The 16,659-nt window shown below is 49.3% G+C and carries 19 protein-coding genes; 4 read left to right on the forward strand and 15 right to left on the reverse strand.

The window, feature by feature from the left end; translation table 11 throughout:
* Positions 1-97: 97 nt before the first annotated feature.
* The 3 genes from AC5FX6_RS17140 to AC5FX6_RS17150 all read right to left on the reverse strand — a co-directional run bounded on the left by AC5FX6_RS17140 (position 98) and on the right by AC5FX6_RS17150 (position 3,948).
* The gene (locus AC5FX6_RS17140; protein WP_493598179.1) at positions 98-2,413 is read right to left on the reverse strand and encodes a M28 family peptidase; all 2,316 of its coding nucleotides are present in this window, start codon (positions 2,411-2,413) and stop codon (positions 98-100) included.
* Positions 2,414-2,639: 226 nt separating this feature from the next.
* Positions 2,640-3,422, reverse strand: a complete 783-nt coding sequence (locus tag AC5FX6_RS17145; RefSeq protein WP_493598180.1) for a TerC family protein — start codon at positions 3,420-3,422, stop codon at positions 2,640-2,642.
* Between the two features lie 28 nt (positions 3,423-3,450).
* A complete protein-coding gene (locus AC5FX6_RS17150; RefSeq protein ID WP_493598181.1) occupies positions 3,451-3,948 on the reverse strand; it encodes a YajQ family cyclic di-GMP-binding protein in 498 nt (165 codons plus the stop codon).
* 199 nt (positions 3,949-4,147) lie between these two features.
* Between AC5FX6_RS17150 and AC5FX6_RS17155 the strand changes: the two genes are divergently transcribed.
* Both AC5FX6_RS17155 and AC5FX6_RS17160 read left to right on the forward strand, forming a co-directional pair.
* On the forward strand, positions 4,148-4,579 hold the full coding sequence (locus AC5FX6_RS17155) for a GNAT family N-acetyltransferase (protein ID WP_493598182.1): 432 nt from the start codon (positions 4,148-4,150) through the stop codon (positions 4,577-4,579).
* A 12-nt stretch (positions 4,580-4,591) separates the two neighbouring features.
* Positions 4,592-5,140 (forward strand): lipocalin family protein, encoded by a 549-nt coding sequence (locus AC5FX6_RS17160; protein ID WP_493598183.1) that lies wholly within the window; start codon positions 4,592-4,594, stop codon positions 5,138-5,140.
* A gap of 50 nt (positions 5,141-5,190) precedes the next feature.
* On the opposite strand, the gene AC5FX6_RS17165 is transcribed toward AC5FX6_RS17160, so the two are convergent.
* From AC5FX6_RS17165 to AC5FX6_RS17175, 3 genes are read right to left on the reverse strand one after another with little or no spacing between them, the layout of a single operon-like run.
* Entirely contained in the window at positions 5,191-6,393 is a 1,203-nt protein-coding gene (locus tag AC5FX6_RS17165; protein WP_493598184.1) for a carboxypeptidase-like regulatory domain-containing protein, read from the reverse strand.
* 48 nt (positions 6,394-6,441) lie between these two features.
* Positions 6,442-7,065: a hypothetical protein gene (locus tag AC5FX6_RS17170; protein ID WP_493598185.1), complete on the reverse strand. Its 624-nt coding sequence runs from the start codon at positions 7,063-7,065 to the stop codon at positions 6,442-6,444.
* Positions 7,066-7,075: 10 nt separating this feature from the next.
* Positions 7,076-7,507 (reverse strand): DUF4174 domain-containing protein, encoded by a 432-nt coding sequence (locus AC5FX6_RS17175; protein WP_493598186.1) that lies wholly within the window; start codon positions 7,505-7,507, stop codon positions 7,076-7,078.
* A 175-nt stretch (positions 7,508-7,682) separates the two neighbouring features.
* On the opposite strand from AC5FX6_RS17175, the gene AC5FX6_RS17180 reads away from it, so the two are divergent.
* Together AC5FX6_RS17180 and AC5FX6_RS17185 are read left to right on the forward strand one after the other, a co-directional pair.
* Positions 7,683-10,058, forward strand: coding sequence for a TonB-dependent receptor (locus AC5FX6_RS17180; protein WP_493598187.1), 2,376 nt, complete (start codon positions 7,683-7,685; stop codon positions 10,056-10,058).
* 137 nt (positions 10,059-10,195) lie between these two features.
* Entirely contained in the window at positions 10,196-10,720 is a 525-nt protein-coding gene (locus AC5FX6_RS17185; RefSeq protein WP_493598188.1) for a YfiT family bacillithiol transferase, read from the forward strand.
* A gap of 158 nt (positions 10,721-10,878) precedes the next feature.
* Here the strand turns inward: AC5FX6_RS17185 and AC5FX6_RS17190 are convergent, their stop codons facing one another.
* From AC5FX6_RS17190 to AC5FX6_RS17230, 9 genes are all read right to left on the reverse strand, one after another.
* The gene (locus AC5FX6_RS17190; protein ID WP_493598189.1) at positions 10,879-11,364 is read right to left on the reverse strand and encodes a hypothetical protein; all 486 of its coding nucleotides are present in this window, start codon (positions 11,362-11,364) and stop codon (positions 10,879-10,881) included.
* Positions 11,365-11,394: 30 nt separating this feature from the next.
* Complete coding sequence (locus AC5FX6_RS17195) at positions 11,395-11,910, reverse strand: GDYXXLXY domain-containing protein (protein WP_493598190.1); 516 nt, start codon at positions 11,908-11,910, stop codon at positions 11,395-11,397.
* Entirely contained in the window at positions 11,900-12,976 is a 1,077-nt protein-coding gene (locus AC5FX6_RS17200; protein WP_493598191.1) for a DUF4401 domain-containing protein, read from the reverse strand. Before AC5FX6_RS17200 ends, AC5FX6_RS17195 begins: the two co-directional genes overlap by 11 nt.
* Positions 12,966-13,931: a DUF2157 domain-containing protein gene (locus AC5FX6_RS17205; protein WP_493598192.1), complete on the reverse strand. Its 966-nt coding sequence runs from the start codon at positions 13,929-13,931 to the stop codon at positions 12,966-12,968. Before AC5FX6_RS17205 ends, AC5FX6_RS17200 begins: the two co-directional genes overlap by 11 nt.
* Positions 13,932-14,041: 110 nt before the next feature.
* The gene (gene yiaA, locus AC5FX6_RS17210; RefSeq protein ID WP_493598193.1) at positions 14,042-14,461 is read right to left on the reverse strand and encodes an inner membrane protein YiaA; all 420 of its coding nucleotides are present in this window, start codon (positions 14,459-14,461) and stop codon (positions 14,042-14,044) included.
* Positions 14,462-14,543: 82 nt separating this feature from the next.
* Positions 14,544-15,107: a Crp/Fnr family transcriptional regulator gene (locus tag AC5FX6_RS17215; RefSeq protein ID WP_493598194.1), complete on the reverse strand. Its 564-nt coding sequence runs from the start codon at positions 15,105-15,107 to the stop codon at positions 14,544-14,546.
* 123 nt (positions 15,108-15,230) lie between these two features.
* Positions 15,231-15,563 (reverse strand): hypothetical protein, encoded by a 333-nt coding sequence (locus AC5FX6_RS17220; RefSeq protein ID WP_493598195.1) that lies wholly within the window; start codon positions 15,561-15,563, stop codon positions 15,231-15,233.
* A gap of 106 nt (positions 15,564-15,669) precedes the next feature.
* Complete coding sequence (locus AC5FX6_RS17225; protein WP_493598196.1) at positions 15,670-16,254, reverse strand: hypothetical protein; 585 nt, start codon at positions 16,252-16,254, stop codon at positions 15,670-15,672.
* An 88-nt stretch (positions 16,255-16,342) separates the two neighbouring features.
* Entirely contained in the window at positions 16,343-16,648 is a 306-nt protein-coding gene (locus tag AC5FX6_RS17230) for a hypothetical protein (protein ID WP_493598197.1), read from the reverse strand.
* Positions 16,649-16,659 lie beyond the last annotated feature (11 nt).

The following is a 16,659-nucleotide window of genomic DNA, read 5'->3' on the forward strand; positions in this document are numbered from 1 at the left end:
GCACAAGGTGTAGACAATAGCTATACCGTGTGCTATGCTTCACAAGTTATGCCATACCCTCAAAAACACTTAAAAGTACAGCAATCCCTTCACAAGTTTAAAACCGGTACGACTTCCGCACCAACATCAGGTTACTTTCGCGGCCCTGCTCCGGTATAACATGAGTCGGCATCGGCTCACGCACCAGCTGCTGCGGAAGGCCAATACTTACATCGTATAGGTATAGCTGCAGACTACTGCTTTGTTTCAAGCGAACTTTCAGCTCTACTTCTTTAGAGTCAGGCAGACCGTGTACCTTGGCAAAGTAAACCGGTCCTTGCGCTGTTTCCATAGGCCCCAGGGTGAGTGCCTCCCCATTCAGAGAGGTTTCCAGCAGGCCACCTTCTTCCGAAGGCTGCAGTACCAGATCCAGGTGTGCTGCGCCACGCGGGGATTGCAACCGAATAGTCAACACTCGCTCGCCGGGCGCTATACCTTCATTCACGAGACTGGCGACAGGCACTTGCACAGGTATAGGGTCCGCTTCATTTTTCAGGTACTGCCGCGCCGCCATTGGGTATATTTCGGTCAGTGCTCCAGTGGTGTGGTTAGGAAAGAACTGCTGGTTCCAGTCGTCGGTGCGCTGAAAGGCTGAGGCCCACACGGCCACACTATTGTCGGCGTTGAGGTAGTAGCTCACGTGGCTGTGCAATGGTTGGGTTTCGCTTGGCTTCTCTGCCTCAATGGCCCGGAATAGTTGGATGCCGCCTACAAAAAGTAGTAGCGCCGGTAGCAGAGGCAAGGTGCGCCAGCCAAAGCTGCGCTCGATGACCACCAGCATAGGTATAGCCAGACCGGCCAGCAATAGCAAGGTAGCCACCATCGCCACAGGCATCTGCAAGGCAAATACCACAAACAGGAAACGCACCAAAGGCATCACCATAAAGATGGCGGGCACCATACCTGCCAGTAAGATCAGCACATAGCCCCAGCCAACAGGCTGCTGGTGCAGCCCTTTCCAGAAAAGAATCAAAAAGGCAATCAGGCAAAAAAGCAATGGAAACATGAAAAGGTAGGAAGCTGCGGGCACCAGCACAAAGGCCACAGCCATCAGCAAGAACCAGTGCAGGCATACACCCATAGCCAACGCAAACACTGACATCCAGCGCAGGAGCAGCCAGCTTAATAAAAGCATGAGGCCGAGCGTCAGCAAGAGGTAGCCCATAAAGAAATGGTCAGCGCTGTATATCCCGTTCATGTCATGGCTGTAGGGCAGCATTCCTTTCACAAAATTGTTAATCGGAAAGAAAAGTCCTACTACTATACCTAGTATCAGCAAGAAACCCATAAAACCACCGAGCAGCTGCAGCCCTGAGAAAGCCTTTTTGCGAATTCCCACCACGATGGATGCCAGCACGAGCACAGTGGTAAGCATTGCCCACACCAGGTTCATTTCAACTGGGTACTGCACCAGCCAACTCCCAGCCGGGTTGAAAAAGATCTTGTCCTGCGCCTTGGTATTGTCGAGCGGGACATTGCCCAGATGCTGTACCAGCGCCAGCATGTTGCTGCCGTGGTGCTGCAGGCTGTTGCGATCCAGGTTCTCGGGTGAGTCGGTCATTTTGTGGTAGTGCACAAAGCCATCTATAAAAGCGGAATTCACGCCTGTATACCCAGCATCGCGAAACACGGTGAAGTCGGTGTTGTTGGGAAGGTTGCGGTATACCTCGTACATCATGGAGCTGGCAAAAGGATATGGCACTGCAGCTGCGAACTGCTCCACGATCCAACCGTTTTCAGGGCTTATCTCGAAGGTCATGCTCGGGCCTGCGTTGCCACGCCCCTCCACATTGATCACTACGCCGACCTCTCGTGCCCAAGGGTGCTTCAGAAAAGCCTTGGCCCCATACAAGCCATACTCCTCCCCGTCGGTCATCAGGAAAATAACATCGTGCAGCAACGGTTTACCCATTTGCAGGGCACGGGCCGTCTCGAGCATGGCGGCTATACCTGCGCCATCATCCCCGGCGCCCGGGGTATTTGGCTGGGAGTCGTAATGCGCCATTACCAGCACAGCTTTACTTCCGGGTTGCGTTCCTTTTATTCGTCCCAGGAGGTTGTATACATAGCCCACATTGCTGGTTTCGCCTACTGGGTTCACGACCACCTCTTCCTGCACCTCCGGCTGTAGCCCTAGCATCTCCATCTGCTTCAGCAAATACCGCCGTGCCTCAGCATGCCCCGGTGTACCCATCGCGTGCGGCCGGCTGGCTACCTTCCGCACATGCGCCATGGCCCGTTCCGCCGAAAAAGCTGTATCCGGCGCATCAGCTGGCAAAGCTTCGGGCGCACGCATCAGGCTTACGCTATACATGCTCAGCCCTACCAGGGCAACTAATAGAAAAAGCGAGATGAGATAAGGTCTTTTTGACATGGCCAGGTATAGGGTGGTTCAATACGGTTAATATAGTAAATTCCTATATATAATAGCCTCCTGCCTTTATTTGCCACCACAGTTCCGATTAAGAAAGACGCAGGTATACGGGCATGATTATTTCGGATGGTGCTGATAAAACCGTGGCAGCAACTCTACAGCACGCAAAATAAAAGCCCCGCCAGTATACCTGGCAGGGCTTTTAATAACAGCATTCTGTTTAAATCTACAGTGAAGGATCCCCTTCCGGCAATACCTCGTTCTGGCGTAGGTGCACTGGCTCGGTTTTCTTGCGCAGTTTCAGGTTCAGCATCTCCACCATCAGCGAGAAGAACATCGCAAAGTAGATGTAGCCTTTCGGAATGTGCTGGTGCAGCGCTTCCACCACCAGCATAAAGCCGATCAGAATCAGGAAGGACAGCGCCAGCATTTTCACAGTTGGGTGCTTGTTCACAAAGTCACTCACGTATTTGGCGAAAATCAGCATGATGCCCATTGCAATGATCACGGCAATGATCATGACCAGTACCTCCTGCGCCAAACCAACAGCTGTCAGGATGGAGTCAAAGGAGAACACGATATCGATGAGGATGATCTGGATGAGCACTTTGCCTAGTGTAGCTGTACCTTGTCCGGCATTGTGACCCTCTACCTCGCCTTCCAGCTTGTTGTGTATCTCAGTTACGGACTTGGCTAGCAGGAACAGACCACCGGCAAACAGGATGATGTCGCGCCACGACACGGGGAAGTCCTCGTCGGTAAACGGCAGGTTGATGGAGAAAATCGGGTTACTGGCGCTCACGATCCAGGTGATGAACATCAGGAGGATAATGCGGAAAACAAGTGCCAGTGTCAAGCCGATGTTACGTCCCTTGGCCTGCTGCTCCCTGGGTAGCCGGCCTACAATGATCGAAATGAATACGATGTTGTCGATACCGAGCACTACCTCCATAAAGGTCAGCGTCAGCAGACTTATCCAGGTGTCTGGATTAGCGAATATGTCAAACATAAGGTATAAGGTGAGTAAGGTGAGGGGATTATGACTTCATATTAACATACTGAAGCGGCATGCCTATTTCTTCGGCGTTTGTACGCAGAAGCGCGATGACTTGCTGCAAGTCATCAATTTTTTTGCCTGTCACCCGAATGGTTTCATCCATCATGGCAGCCGATACTTTCGCCTTGCTGTCTTTGATGATCTTCATGATCTTCTTGGATGTCTCCTTGTCGATGCCGGCTTTCACTTTGATGTCTTTCTTCACCATAGCACCGGATGCGTAGGGCTCTTTGGAAAAGTCGAGGGCAGTAGCGTCAAGGCCCTGTTTCACCATTTTGCCGATCAGGACGTCCTCAGTGTGCTGCAGGCGCATATCGTTTTCCATGCTGATGTGCACTTCGTTGTTTTTCTTGTCGAACTCCAGCGTGCCTTTGGTGTCGCGAAAGTCATAGCGGTTCATGATTTCCTTGCGAGCCACATTCACCGCATTGTCCATCGTTTGCGGGTCTACTTTGCTGATGATATCGAAAGATGCCATAGTTTTTCGGGTTAGGTTAAATGATAAGATTTACACGATTTATAACCTACAAAGTTATTTAAATGGATGAATTGCCAAATGGTTAAATTGTTGAATGGTGGAATTGCTGATTGTTGGCAGTTGGTTGCTAAATTGCTTCGCTGAAATGCTTACAGATTTTTAAAGGCAATCCAGCTTACCAGATCAGACAAAAAACCAAATGAAAGTTATAGAACCCGCTACTCCCGAACAATTCAAACAATACTACCAACTCCGTTACGACACCCTGCGCAAACCGTGGGACCAGCCTGAAGGCAGTGAACGGGCAGAAGACGATGAACAGGCTATACACGCCATGCTCGTGGATGACGAAGGAGAAGCTCTGGGCGTATGTCGCCTGCACCTGAACACGCCGCAGGAAGGACAAATCCGCTTTATGGGTGTGCGGGGAGACAAGCAGGGTCAGCGCCTCGGCGACCAGTTGATCAGCTACCTCGAAGACCGTGCACGTAAGTTAGGCGCTACGTCCATAACACTGCAGGCACGCGAAAATGCCGTAAACTTTTACCGTCGCAACGGGTATGAAGTAGTAGAAAAAACATACCTGTTGTTTGGCTCTATTCAGCATTACAAAATGGCCAAGCAACTGTAACACGTTACAGAAATGGCTTTCACAAAAAAGAAACAGTTACTCTTTACTGCCGGTGCTGTGCTGCTCGGCACATTCATCATCAGCAGTTGCAGCAGCACAAATGCCCCGCTTGAGACAGTGCCGCGTGTGGACCTGGAGCGCTACATGGGCAAGTGGTATGAGATCGCCTCCATTCCGCAGCGCTTTTCCAAAGGTTGCCAATGTACCACGGCCGAGTATAAACTCAATGCTGAAAAAGGCTATGTGGAGGTATATAATTCTTGCCTGAAAGAAGGAGAAGTAAGCGATGTGAACGGAAAGGCTTTTCCGGTAGAGGGCAGTAACAACAGTAAACTCAAAGTGCAGTTCTTATGGCCTTTCAAAGGCGACTACTGGATTTTGGAGCTTGATCCGGATTACCGCTACGTGATGGTAGGCTCACCTGACCGCGAAAGCCTCTGGTTCCTGTCCCGCACTCCGACGATGGATGAGGCTACTTATGCCAGACTGGAGCAATTGGCCAACAGCAAAGGTTTCCCGGTAGAGCAATTACAAATGATGGATCAAAGTTGTGCTGAGTAGCAGGTTTAGCCAAAGAGTTTAGCCATACCTAAGCGAAATCAGTTGCTGGGTTAAAGGCCATAGTCGAGGGGCAGCATATCTCCTACTTTTTCCCAGGCCCAGTATCCTTCAAACAACACGTCAAGTGGGTTCAGAAAATTTCCGGACGCTTCTACATCTACAGTGTCTGCCTGCAGCGAGAAAACTGATGTCTGGTAGGTAGGCTTACGGGCGCTGCCCCCATTTAGAATATTAATGGTGCTGCTGACATAGGCGGGTTCTTCCTGCTCACCTGTGAACACTACCTGCATAAACTGCTCAAAAGACAAGCGGGCTCTGCCATTGTCAAGCGTCAGGTACTCACGGTAAGGCACCGGGTTTTTGTCCAACTGCTCAATAAAACGTGGCAAACGGGCCCGGCTGAGGATGTCGCCGATGCTGTCGGAGGTAGTGATGGTGTTGCCGTTGGCTCGCACGAAGGCACGCGCCTCAGCTATTTCTTCATCTGTAGGCCGGTTGGGGTTAGGTAAGCGATAGAGGCGGCGCAAGTTAAAGCCCTCTTCTTCCAGTCGCTTCTGCTGCAGTGTTCTGGCAAAGTGCATGGCGGAGCCTTTATAGGCCGATTCTCTGTTCTTCTCCCAGCGGCGTTGTTTGCTTTTACTGCCCGTCATCGGCTCGTAGCGCGGATATCCCTCAAAGCTCACATATCCTTCTTTTGTTCGGTAGGTAAAGTCCGTCAGCAAGTACTCGATCTTGTAGCCGAGCAAACTGTTTTCAATCAGCAGCGGCTCCCTGGCGGTGACAGACAATACGCCGCTTTGTGGGTCAAAACCAATCGTCAGCACTTCCGGGTTTAACAGCTTACAGCCTCTTGCAATCCAGCTCCTGCCAAGAAAATTCTTTTTGAACACCTCCAGGTTATCATACCACAGGGCATCCCGCTTTCCTTGCACTTCTACTACGCCCAGCATGTGGGCTTTGGGAGTCAACTTAAAGAGAACGGCAGGAGGCAAGCTATCAGCTTGGACCGTGTATATTAGCGGCTCGTAGCCCAGGTAGGAGACAATGACTTCGTAAGTACCTGCTGCAGGCATTGCCAGCGCAAATTCGCCTTTCTCATTGGTATTTGTGCCACGTGTGGTGGTGTTCAGGTATACCGACACAAACTCTATGGGATCGTTTGTAGCGGCATCCACTACGCGGCCTTTCAAGGTTTGGGCCTGCACTATAAGGGTGAGCAAGAAGAAAAGGGAGAAAAGGAGCGCTTGTTTCATATATCTGAAACTACCAATATTCTTCCTTATAATCAACCCTATACCTGATCAGTAAGCACGCCACATACCGGTGGTGTCTTCGGCAGCGGCTCCATCTGCAGGTATAGGCGACTCCTGCAGCATCGGGTCTTCTTCCTGGTTATAGCGATCGGCGCTGAACATAAAGGAGACGATACCCAGCAGTAGCAGAAAGGCAAAAGGAAAAACCAGGTTGCGGTAAAAGAAATCGCGCAGCGGAACGTGCAGCCTGCGAAAACGCCTTAGGTATAGGAAGAGCAGTACGCCTACCAGAATGTAAAGCGGAACCACTGCATAAAAGATTACCTGCCAGCCATACCAGTTCTGATAGCGAAAAATAAGCGCCAACAGCCCTGTCACTAGCGACAGACTGCTGAGAGCACCCAGCAGTGCCAGCCATACGTTCGAGATAATATAAAAGAAAGACAGACCGACCTGCACCAGAAAGAGCAGCATCAGTATGGCCATTGCAAATACAAACACAAAGCTACCTCCGGTCAGCCCCAGAAATTTCATCACAACACCCACCACAGCGATGCCCATTGCAGCATAAAGCACCAGTGTGAAAGACCGGATAAAGGCTGTGAGCTGGTCGCGCACATTGGCAACCAGCGAAGGTTTGTCGTGATGCAAAGGTCGGGGCTCGAAGGTCATGATAACTGTTTTAATTTTGTTTACGCATTTCCTGTCGGCGCATCGGCATCTGGTCTATTATCTTGAAAATCTCTTCCATGTCCACCGCTTTCTGACTTCGGAATTTCTCCCGGCCGTCTTTGCCCAGCAACAGCAAGGTATAGCCACCTGAGTCTACCTCAAATTTTCTTAACAGCTCCTCACGCATACCAGCTGTATTTCCACTGGGTGTGAACTCCAACACTACCAATTGCCGCTCTGTTACACCTTGCTTGTTTTTGCGGATTATTTCTTTTTGATCGATAAAAGTCGCATCATTTTCAGATGGAGCAAATAATAATAGCAGTCGATTTTCCCACTTATAAGCTTCCAGATTCATCTGTTTTTTCTTTTGTGCCTGTGCCAGGAAGGGTATCAGCCATACCAGACAAAGTACACTTAGTTTAAATAATAGCTTCCCCATACTCTCTTCATACGAGTGTTGTAATCAGCAAGGTATAACACATGTTGGTCGATGGATAAAGTCAGCTAGTCTAAAATTGAAACATATTATGATTAGATTATATGAATCTAAAACAAAACTCTCTACCTTTGCGCCCTGATTTGATACCGCAACCACTACCACACAAAATAAAACCATGAAATTCAATACATTAACAGCTTACTCAGCCTTGTTATGGCTGTTGCTATTCAGTACTCCTATCACCGTAACAGGACAGGCGCTGTCCCAAACTATCCGGGGCAAGATCATTGATAAAGAGTCGCAGGAACCCCTGATCGGAGCTACGGTTGCCATCCTTACCACTGACCCTCCAATGGGTATAACCACTGATGCAAACGGCACCTTCCGCCTCGACAAAGTACCAGTAGGCCGCCATACCTTACGCATCAGTTACCTGGGCTACGAAGAGCAGGTATTGCCGGAGTTACTGCTTGGTTCGGGCAAAGAACTGGTGCTGAACATTGGCCTGAGCGAATCCTTCAGAAAACTGCAGGAGGTCGTGATCAGTGCTGAGCAGCAGAGCAAGGGAAACCCACTGAATGAGATGGCCATGATCAGTTCGCGCTCCATTTCGGTGGAAGAGACCAAGCGCTACGCCGCCAGTGTGAACGACCCGGCCCGTGCCGCCCAGAACTATGCCGGCGTAGGCATCAGTCAGGATATGAGCAACGAGATAGTGGTGCGGGGTAACTCGCCGCGGGGTGTGCTCTGGCGCGTGGAAGGTATAGAGGTGCCCAACCCGAGCCACTTTGCCGAAGAAGGTGCAGCCGGCGGTGCCGTAAGCATCCTGAGCGTGAACATGCTCGACAACTCTGACTTCAACACAGGCGCTTTTCCAGCGGAGTATGGTAATGCCCTGTCAGGTATATTCGACATCCGCCTGCGCAACGGTAACAACGAGAAGCGCGAGTATGCGCTGCAGGCAGGTATACTAGGTATAGACTTTGCCGCTGAAGGACCTTTTAAAGCAGGCTCGAAGGCTTCATACCTGGCTAATTACCGCTACTCAACACTGGCTATGCTGAACAAGATCGGTGTGAAGATATCAGGTGATGCCGTACCTGTTTTTCAGGATTTCTCATTTAAGCTATACCTGCCCACGGCCAAAGCCGGTTACTTCTCTTTCTGGGGACTGGGTGGTTTGAGTGAGCAGAACGTAAAAGCGGAGCGCGATGCGGAGCAGTGGGAAGGCTACCTTGACCGCTTCGACGACCGCTTTCAGGCGCGCATGGCTTCCTCCGGCCTCACGCATATCCTGTTCCTCGGCAAAGACGATTATATTGAATCCACACTTTCTTTCTCTACAAGCGGCAACAAGGTATGGGTCGACTCGCTGGCAACAGACTACACAGCTATACCTTTCTACCGCCACGATTTTGCGCAGCAGGCTACCCGCTTTTCGTCACTTTACAACCGCAAGTTCAACAACCGCCATACCTTGCGCACCGGCTTTATCCTGAGCCAACTGGGTTACGACTCTTATGCGGGCGGGCGCAACATAGAATATGAAGAAGGTGAGTTTGTGAACCAGCGTGGCAGTACGCAAATGGCGCAGGCCTTTGCACAGTGGAAGTATCGCTTCACCGAGCAGCTCACGCTCAACACCGGTCTGCACAGCCTGTACTTTGGACTGAACGGCAACACCGTAGTAGAACCGCGCATGGGTTTGAAATACCAGGTAAATGCAGCCCGATCGTTTAGCGCTGCTTTCGGTTTGCACAGCCGCCACGACGCCCTGACCTCCTACTTTGCGCAGCAGCGACAACCAGACGGCAGCTATACCCAACCGAACCGTAAACTAGGCTTTACCCGTGCCGCGCATTATGTACTAGGCTATGACCAGATGCTCCGCGAAGACCTGCGCCTGAAAGTAGAAACTTATTATCAGCACCTGTTCAATGTGCCAGTGAGCGCCGCCGAAAACAGCACCTACTCTGCTCTAAACTACGAGCGAGGAATCAGTCGCGAGACCTTGGTAAACGAGGGTACCGGACGCAATTACGGGGTGGAGATGACGCTGGAGAAATTCTTTACGAACAACTATTACTTCCTGCTCACCACCTCGCTCTACGACTCGAAATACACTACGATCAAAGGCATCGAGCGCAGCACCCGTTTCAACGGCAATCACATTGTAAACCTGCTGGCCGGTAAGGAGTTTAAAGTGGGCAGCAACAAGCAAAACCTGATCGGCCTGAATGGCAAAGTGATGTGGGCAGGTGGCAACCGCTACACCCCGATTGACTTGGAAAAATCGAAAGAGATGAAATACGAGGTGCTGGACGTAAACAACCGTTTCGGAGTGCAGACGCCCGACTACTTCCGCTCCGACATCCGGGTGAGCTACCGCAAAAACAAACCGAATGTTAGCTACATCCTGTCGCTCGACATCCAGAACTTCACCAACCGCCAGAATGTGTTTGGTGTGCACTACGACCGCATAAAAGAGGAAGTGGTAACCCGCTATATGGTGGGTATGCTGCCGATTCTGAATTACAGAGTAGAATTCTAAAAGTGATATACCTTAAGCAAAGCGCCACCTTCATAAACCGGAAGTGGCGCTTTGCTTTATGGCGATAGAAGTATCTGCGGAAAACAGGTATAAGGTTGATCAGGATTCTCTATATTGAAGCACTTCTCAGACTAATCATGGACAAACTTCGCTACCCCATTGGTCAGTTCGACCTGACCGCCAGCATTTCAGAGGACCAGCTCAACCTGTACATTCTCTCTATTGGCAGCCTCCCTACAAAATTAGCGCAGGCCGTTGCCAACCTCTCAGATGAACAACTGGATACGCCTTACCGCCCCGGCGGCTGGACTGTGCGTCAGGTTGTACACCACTTGCCAGACAGTCACCTGAATGGCTATACCCGCCAGAAACTGGCCCTGACTGAAGAGAATCCAACCATCCGCCCCTATGATGAGGTAGCCTGGGCAGAGCTTCCCGAGGCCAAAACTGCAGATCCGGGCATATCGCTTACACTGCTCCATGCCTTGCACCAGCGCTGGGTCCTGCTGCTGCACCAACTTTCTGCCGAGCAGCTTGACCGCACGTTTGTGCACCCGGTTTCCGGCCAGCAGACCATCCGGCAGCACATCGGCCTTTATGCCTGGCACGGCGAGCATCACCTGGCACATATCACCGAACTAAAGAAAAGAATGGATTGGTAGAAGTGGCTGTCGTGGGTTCTTCAAATAGGCTGAATCTCTCACTTGATAATAGAGTCTTTCCTGCCGTTCGTGAGGAGTATAGTTCAGGCAAATCCACCTGTATAATAAGCGAGCCCACGACCTATACCTGTTATAAAACGCTTCTCAACAGGTATATCTTACTGGATTTTCATTTCGGTCAGGTCACGCAGTTCTGCCTGTAGGTCCTGAGCGATTTGCTGCATTTCCTGTAGGGCCTGCTCTTTTGATTTGCGCTGCAGCAGGTGCATCTTCACGTTGTCTGATAGCTTGATATAGCCGTCGTATTTCACAAACTGAAATGTGCTTATCGATGCTCTCGATTCGCTGACCTGCTTGTAATTGTTCTTTTTCAGAAACAGGAAATCGATACCCGCCAGTGGCAGCATTTTACCAGAAGTTATACCTGCAAACCGCGCACCCTCCCGGTAAGTCTTATTTGCCAGATCGAACTCGATGCGATAGTGTGTGAACTGCGTTATAATGGCAGCGGGAAGGAAGGCGTAGGCTGCTACAGAACCGTTCACAATCATCGTTATTGCAAGCACAGTCGTGATCCACCCAAATACCCGGACACCTGTACTGAAATAATGCCCTGTGTTATAGCTGAAATAAGTTTTCTCCATCGGCTTGTTGTATGACAATCAAGATAGCATTTATTTCTGAGATACTTTGGCCCGATTTGGCACAATCAACTGCCGCTTCTTATCATATAACCCGACCAGCACACTGTTGCCCTCACTGTCAACTCGCAGTCCGCCATACCCGGCTTTCTCAAAAGTCTCCGCCTGCCCTTCTTCAAAAAAGTAGGACTCCGCCCCAAGATTGAGCGACCAATTTCCCTTGCTATACCTGAGCAGAAGCTCTCCTTCGTTTAGCGGCTCCTTTTTCGGTTGGTAACGCACCAGTTGCGCCACGTTCTGTGAGTCCAACTGCACCACAGCATAGCCCCGGTTAGGGAGCTTCTCGAGTTCCTGTGTCTGGCTGATGGCATAGCTGAGCACCATGTAGTCGCCCTGCATGAGGGAACGCGGGTCTACGGGCGCCAGTTCCAGCAGCACCAACTGCCCTTCATCCAGAATCTCCTCCTTGTCCACCACCGACAAGTTGAAAAATGCCAGTACCGCCACGAGGTTGACCAGCACCACAATACTTTTGAGGTTACGCTTCATGGTTTCGCAGATAACGGTTCAACAGGTATAGGCCCGCCAGAAAAAGGCTGCCAGTCAAGACGAGCACACCTGACTTGGCCAGGAGTGTCATGTTCAGGTCGTAGTAATAAAGCACCAGAAAATAGGCCAATGCCAGTAGTCCCACCCAGAAACCTGTCCGGTGGCCGATGTAGAAACTCGAAAGCACCACCAGCAAGGCGCCCGGCACCGATGGCGCCAGTACAGTCGGCAGCAATACCAACCCGCCACAGGTATAGAAAATGGCCAGCGTCTTCTTATTCTCCACTCCACTTTCGCGCAGCACACGGTACAGGAGCAACAGCAGGCAACCAATCAAAAAGAGGCTCGAAATCCAGAAATAACTAATATTGGAGGAGAGTAATTTCTGGTGCACAAACAGCGCCAGCGTAACGATCAGGGAAAAGATCAGCCCCATGCGGAACGGCCCGAAAACCAAGGCAAAGCGCCGTGACAAGGCCAGCAGTTTCGCTTCGTAGAGGCTGATGAAAGTGAGCATGCCTGCCAACACCACGATCAGCGCATGCGACAGGTTGTATACCTTGTGTATATAGATCAGGCTCAACAAACTGCCATGAAGCACCAGTACGGAGAAGAACACACAGATCGCACTCTTCGAAAAAATCAGCACAAGTGCTGCCGCTATACCTATCGCCATCGCTACTGACGTAGCATTATCCGTCAATTGACCAATGCCGAAGGCCAGCATTACATAGGCGGTAATGTTCATGGATATACCCAGCGCGTCAGTGGTCGTATCCTTGTTGGTGCGAATCATTACCTCCGCCCCTACCAGGAAAACCAAGCCACAAACCAGCATCGCTGCACCTGAGCTTAGCAGCTGCGTGCCAGCGATAGCCCCCATCAAGGTGCCCATAGCCAGCAAGCCGCCCAAAATGGTGAGCACTTTCACAGGCCAACGCTTGAGCAGCGAGGTAGACTGCGCTACTTCTGCAGTGATGGCCGCTGCGTCGTAGCTGAAATCGGGTTGCTCCTGCGCGATCTCCTGCAATAGGACTTCGAGCTGTAAAGGTTCTTTATCGGCCATGCCACTGTCGGTTAAGTTTGCTAAGGTACTGTATCAGTAAGGTAATGCTGCCAACCACAAAAAGGGTGGCCAGTAGCAGCATCAATTCAGGTATGTTCTCCCCAATCCGCACCAGCACAGCCGTTACCACAGCAATGCCGCTGAACGGAACGGCCGTCAGGTAAAAGATATCCCGCACCCGCAATCCGTGAGCTATACCTGCGCCATACAAGATTACGCCAAGCAGATAAGCCAGTCCGTAGTCTTCGCGTATTTCTGCAAACAGAATGTAGATCATATTGACGGTGATGAATGTGATAGCCGCCAGCCCCACCAGGCGCGGAAACCAACGGTGCTGTATACCTACACGTCCTTTTGCGGCCAATCCTTCCCAAACCACAACAGCGGTCGCATTGATAATGAACAGGACATCCAGCACCACAGCGAAAGTCCAGTGTGTGGCGACCTGCTGTGTATAGAGCACAAAGGTGGTATTGAGCAGCACCAAAAAGATGAACCACAGCGGCTGAAACCTTGCCACTACTACCCAAAGGACGACGCACATCGTCCAGCCCAAAAAGAAATCGTAGGCATTGGCCCCGGTCTGGTAGATCTGTCCGAACACGGCAAAGAGCACGCCCACCAGCATGGTGCTGGCCGTGAGCAGCACGTTTTTTACCGTATTGCTAAGTCTGGTAAACACCGCCGCAAACGTCACGGCCAGTATCAGCAACTCGATCAGGCCCAACTTCACGAACTTGTGCATGTCGGCCCAGTTGTAGGCGAAGAAGAAGATAATACCCGAGATCAGAAAGCTGCCCCCAAGTCCGAGCAGAAACAGCCTAATGAACTTTATCCAGTCCTGCGGCCCGGCGTATACCTGCTCCTTGCGGAGCCAGGCCGCTATACCTGCCTCGCGCCAGTTGCTGTGCCGTGCTATGCTGTAGATGATCTCGCGGGAGAGGTGTGGTTTCATAAACTAATTCGAACAGATGCTATCATTCAAGAATAAAGGCTGATAAGTTAAGCATTTAATGTGCAGTAGCTTTTCAATACTGCACACCTTGATAAAATCCTGTCATGCAGTTAATACAGCTCACCATAATTCTGAGCAGGTGCTTCTGTTCTTAAACTGTCTCGGGTGTTTTTCTGAACCGCAATAGCCGCAAATAGGCTTAGCAGAAAGGACATGCCATAGAAGCCCTTTTCACTCAAGAGCAAATCGGCATTCCAAAGTCCGACGGTTAGCAATACAATGGCCATGATGGTAGAAAACCAGCTGAGTCCGTAATAGATATTGGTAACCGGTATACCCTCCAGTTGGTCACGCACGCTTTTTTGGAGGGAGATAGCTGAGAATAAACCATACATAAGTATGGCGAAATAATAGCCCTTTTCATTCAGCATCATGTCGGCATTCCAAAGCCCAATGACATATGCCGTTACACCGGTAAGTAAAGTAGCCCAGGAGGCTGCTACAAATGCGTTTGATGGTTTCTGATTCATGTCTTTCTTTCCTTAAGTGATGAATCAAAGGTATAGAGGTACTCAAAGTTTTCTTTTGACAATTGTCAAAAAAGAAAATCCATCAAACCTGGCTTCGTATCCTACTCAACGTTTCCTGACTAATACCCAGGTAAGAAGCAATTTGCCCGAGTGGGACTCGCTGCAAAATATGTGGCGAGGTGCCAATGAGCTGTTCGTACCGCTCCCGGGCCGTCTTAAATTGCATGGCCATCAACCGCTCTTCTAATCTGATATAGTACTGCTCGTTTATAATCCGCACAAGGCGCTCCAGATCATGATGTGCATCAAACAACTTGTTCAGGGATTCAAAGCTGATCCCCCATAAGGTAGAGTCTTCCAGGGTTTGTATGTTTTCTATACCTGGCTTCCGGGAAATAAAGGAGTAAAAAGAAGTGATGAAATTATTTTCGAAGCCAAACCAGTAAGTGACTTCCTTCCCATCCAAGTTATAATACCCGCGCAAACAGCCTTGCTCCAGGAAGTACAGCTTATTGCACACCATTCCTTCTTTCACCAGAAAAGAATTTCTCGGGATCTTAACTTGCGTTAGTGATTTGGAAAGAGCCTCCCATGCTTCTAAGGGAATAGGGTGGTATTGCGATATGCAATGGAACAATGCATTCATTTTAGGGCTCTTTTACTTTAGGTATGGAGTAAGGCTTCTTTGCTTAGACTGTCTTGTACATAAAGTAGGTGAAGCACATCCAAGGATAAAAGCTGCACCTTGCTGTACAAGGTATTTCATTTGTTATTGATAGAACTTTAGCTTTTTCATTATCTGTGCGTCCGCCCCGGCTACTTTAACTGTAATGACTCTTCCTGTTGTACAGTGGCATGCATAACAAAACTGTTGTTTGGCCTGATCAAATCCAAACTCAATTCTCTCAACTCTCACGCTCTGACTCTCTAAGTATCTTTTTATTTCAGCTTTTCTCTCCTCATCAGTAGCATCGCTGTTCTGTTTCCAAGGATCGGCACATCCAGTTTCATCCCAATAGAAAATCATTGATGCATCGTCCTTTTTACAAGAAGAAAACGCAGCAACTAGAGTCAGAATAATAATGGTAAAATGATGCTTCATGCTCGAATATTTTGTACGACGGGTTAAGCAGCTGATGGGTGAAGCGAAGCTGAGTATAAATGCTGCACCTTCTTACTAGCTGTATTTTTTATTAGTGCCCTGACTTCTATAAGCTAACGTAAATAGAATCCATTGCTGTGTCTTCTTCGCAGTCAGGCCTGCCAATGACTAAAACATTCTTATTTGATTCCACTATCTCTGAAGCATAGTAGTTTTGGTTTAGCTTTTCGCTGATTCCATTCCTGTCAACTTGGTAGATGGAAAGGCCAGCGGTGCAATCAGGGTATTGGTAATCCCACACGAACAAAAGGCTATTCTTTTCATTGATTTCAGGTATGTAGAGTTTGTCTGATCGGAGCCTGTTGGGGAGTTTAAGGTTTATTTTACTGTCAATTTGGGCTCCCTGCACATTCTTTAAAACAAACTCCTTATTAGTAGCAAGCTTTACTTTAATGAAAGTAAATAGTTGAGGCTCCCCCCTTAGGTCTTCTAAGTTTTCCAATACTATTGTATCAGCTCTATTATCAAAATCCAGATCAATTGTATACCTGTCAACTATAAATGTACTTAAAGTATCAATGTCTTTATATTCCTTAAAATCACCTGAATACTCAACGCTATGAATTTCCTCACCTGACTGCTGGCTGCATGAGAAAAAAAGTAGGCAGAATACTAGTAGAAGATTCTTCATTTGTGATTGATATTGCTGGTAACGTTACTCGTGTAGTAGAATGGCGAAGCGTCAGCAAGCCGTACTGCTACACTTTGTTGGCGTTTCGTTATTTCTGTTTACCTACCAACTCTTCTAATGAATCTGAAACTTTGATTCCTTCAGCACTGTCCATAGGAATAAAAGGAACCGAATACACCTCACCTGTGGACTGTTCCACTGTTAGCATTTCTAATCCGCCATCTGAACCAAATGCTAAATAGCCAGGCAATGATTCTTGAACATTATAGCCATCATTCCATTCATTCAATTTATCTAATGGCCATATCTCAAATTCCCAATCTTGATCATGTAATCGAACCCAAACATTCTTCTTATCTTTCAGAAGACGTTTTATGGTTTCTTCAGTTATCATCTATTATGTCC

Source organism: Pontibacter sp. LHS2, assembly GCF_058932845.1.

Bases quoted from the DNA above. Each gene is read 5' to 3' on its own strand.
- AC5FX6_RS17175 (WP_493598186.1), bottom strand. From the start codon at position 7,507: ATGGGGAAGCTATTATTTAAACTAAGTGTACTTTGTCTGGTATGGCTG.
- AC5FX6_RS17170 (WP_493598185.1), bottom strand. From the start codon at position 7,065: ATGACCTTCGAGCCCCGACCTTTGCATCACGACAAACCTTCGCTGGTT.
- AC5FX6_RS17185 (WP_493598188.1), top strand. From the start codon at position 10,196: ATGGACAAACTTCGCTACCCCATTGGTCAGTTCGACCTGACCGCCAGC.
- AC5FX6_RS17165 (WP_493598184.1), bottom strand. From the start codon at position 6,393: ATGAAACAAGCGCTCCTTTTCTCCCTTTTCTTCTTGCTCACCCTTATA.
- yiaA (WP_493598193.1), bottom strand. From the start codon at position 14,461: ATGAATCAGAAACCATCAAACGCATTTGTAGCAGCCTCCTGGGCTACT.
- AC5FX6_RS17220 (WP_493598195.1), bottom strand. From the start codon at position 15,563: ATGAAGCATCATTTTACCATTATTATTCTGACTCTAGTTGCTGCGTTT.
- AC5FX6_RS17205 (WP_493598192.1), bottom strand. From the start codon at position 13,931: ATGAAACCACACCTCTCCCGCGAGATCATCTACAGCATAGCACGGCAC.
- AC5FX6_RS17190 (WP_493598189.1), bottom strand. From the start codon at position 11,364: ATGGAGAAAACTTATTTCAGCTATAACACAGGGCATTATTTCAGTACA.
- AC5FX6_RS17225 (WP_493598196.1), bottom strand. From the start codon at position 16,254: ATGAAGAATCTTCTACTAGTATTCTGCCTACTTTTTTTCTCATGCAGC.
- AC5FX6_RS17200 (WP_493598191.1), bottom strand. From the start codon at position 12,976: ATGGCCGATAAAGAACCTTTACAGCTCGAAGTCCTATTGCAGGAGATC.
- AC5FX6_RS17150 (WP_493598181.1), bottom strand. From the start codon at position 3,948: ATGGCATCTTTCGATATCATCAGCAAAGTAGACCCGCAAACGATGGAC.
- AC5FX6_RS17195 (WP_493598190.1), bottom strand. From the start codon at position 11,910: ATGAAGCGTAACCTCAAAAGTATTGTGGTGCTGGTCAACCTCGTGGCG.
- AC5FX6_RS17155 (WP_493598182.1), top strand. From the start codon at position 4,148: ATGAAAGTTATAGAACCCGCTACTCCCGAACAATTCAAACAATACTAC.
- AC5FX6_RS17160 (WP_493598183.1), top strand. From the start codon at position 4,592: ATGGCTTTCACAAAAAAGAAACAGTTACTCTTTACTGCCGGTGCTGTG.
- AC5FX6_RS17230 (WP_493598197.1), bottom strand. From the start codon at position 16,648: ATGATAACTGAAGAAACCATAAAACGTCTTCTGAAAGATAAGAAGAAT.
- AC5FX6_RS17145 (WP_493598180.1), bottom strand. From the start codon at position 3,422: ATGTTTGACATATTCGCTAATCCAGACACCTGGATAAGTCTGCTGACG.
- AC5FX6_RS17140 (WP_493598179.1), bottom strand. From the start codon at position 2,413: ATGTCAAAAAGACCTTATCTCATCTCGCTTTTTCTATTAGTTGCCCTG.
- AC5FX6_RS17215 (WP_493598194.1), bottom strand. From the start codon at position 15,107: ATGAATGCATTGTTCCATTGCATATCGCAATACCACCCTATTCCCTTA.
- AC5FX6_RS17180 (WP_493598187.1), top strand. From the start codon at position 7,683: ATGAAATTCAATACATTAACAGCTTACTCAGCCTTGTTATGGCTGTTG.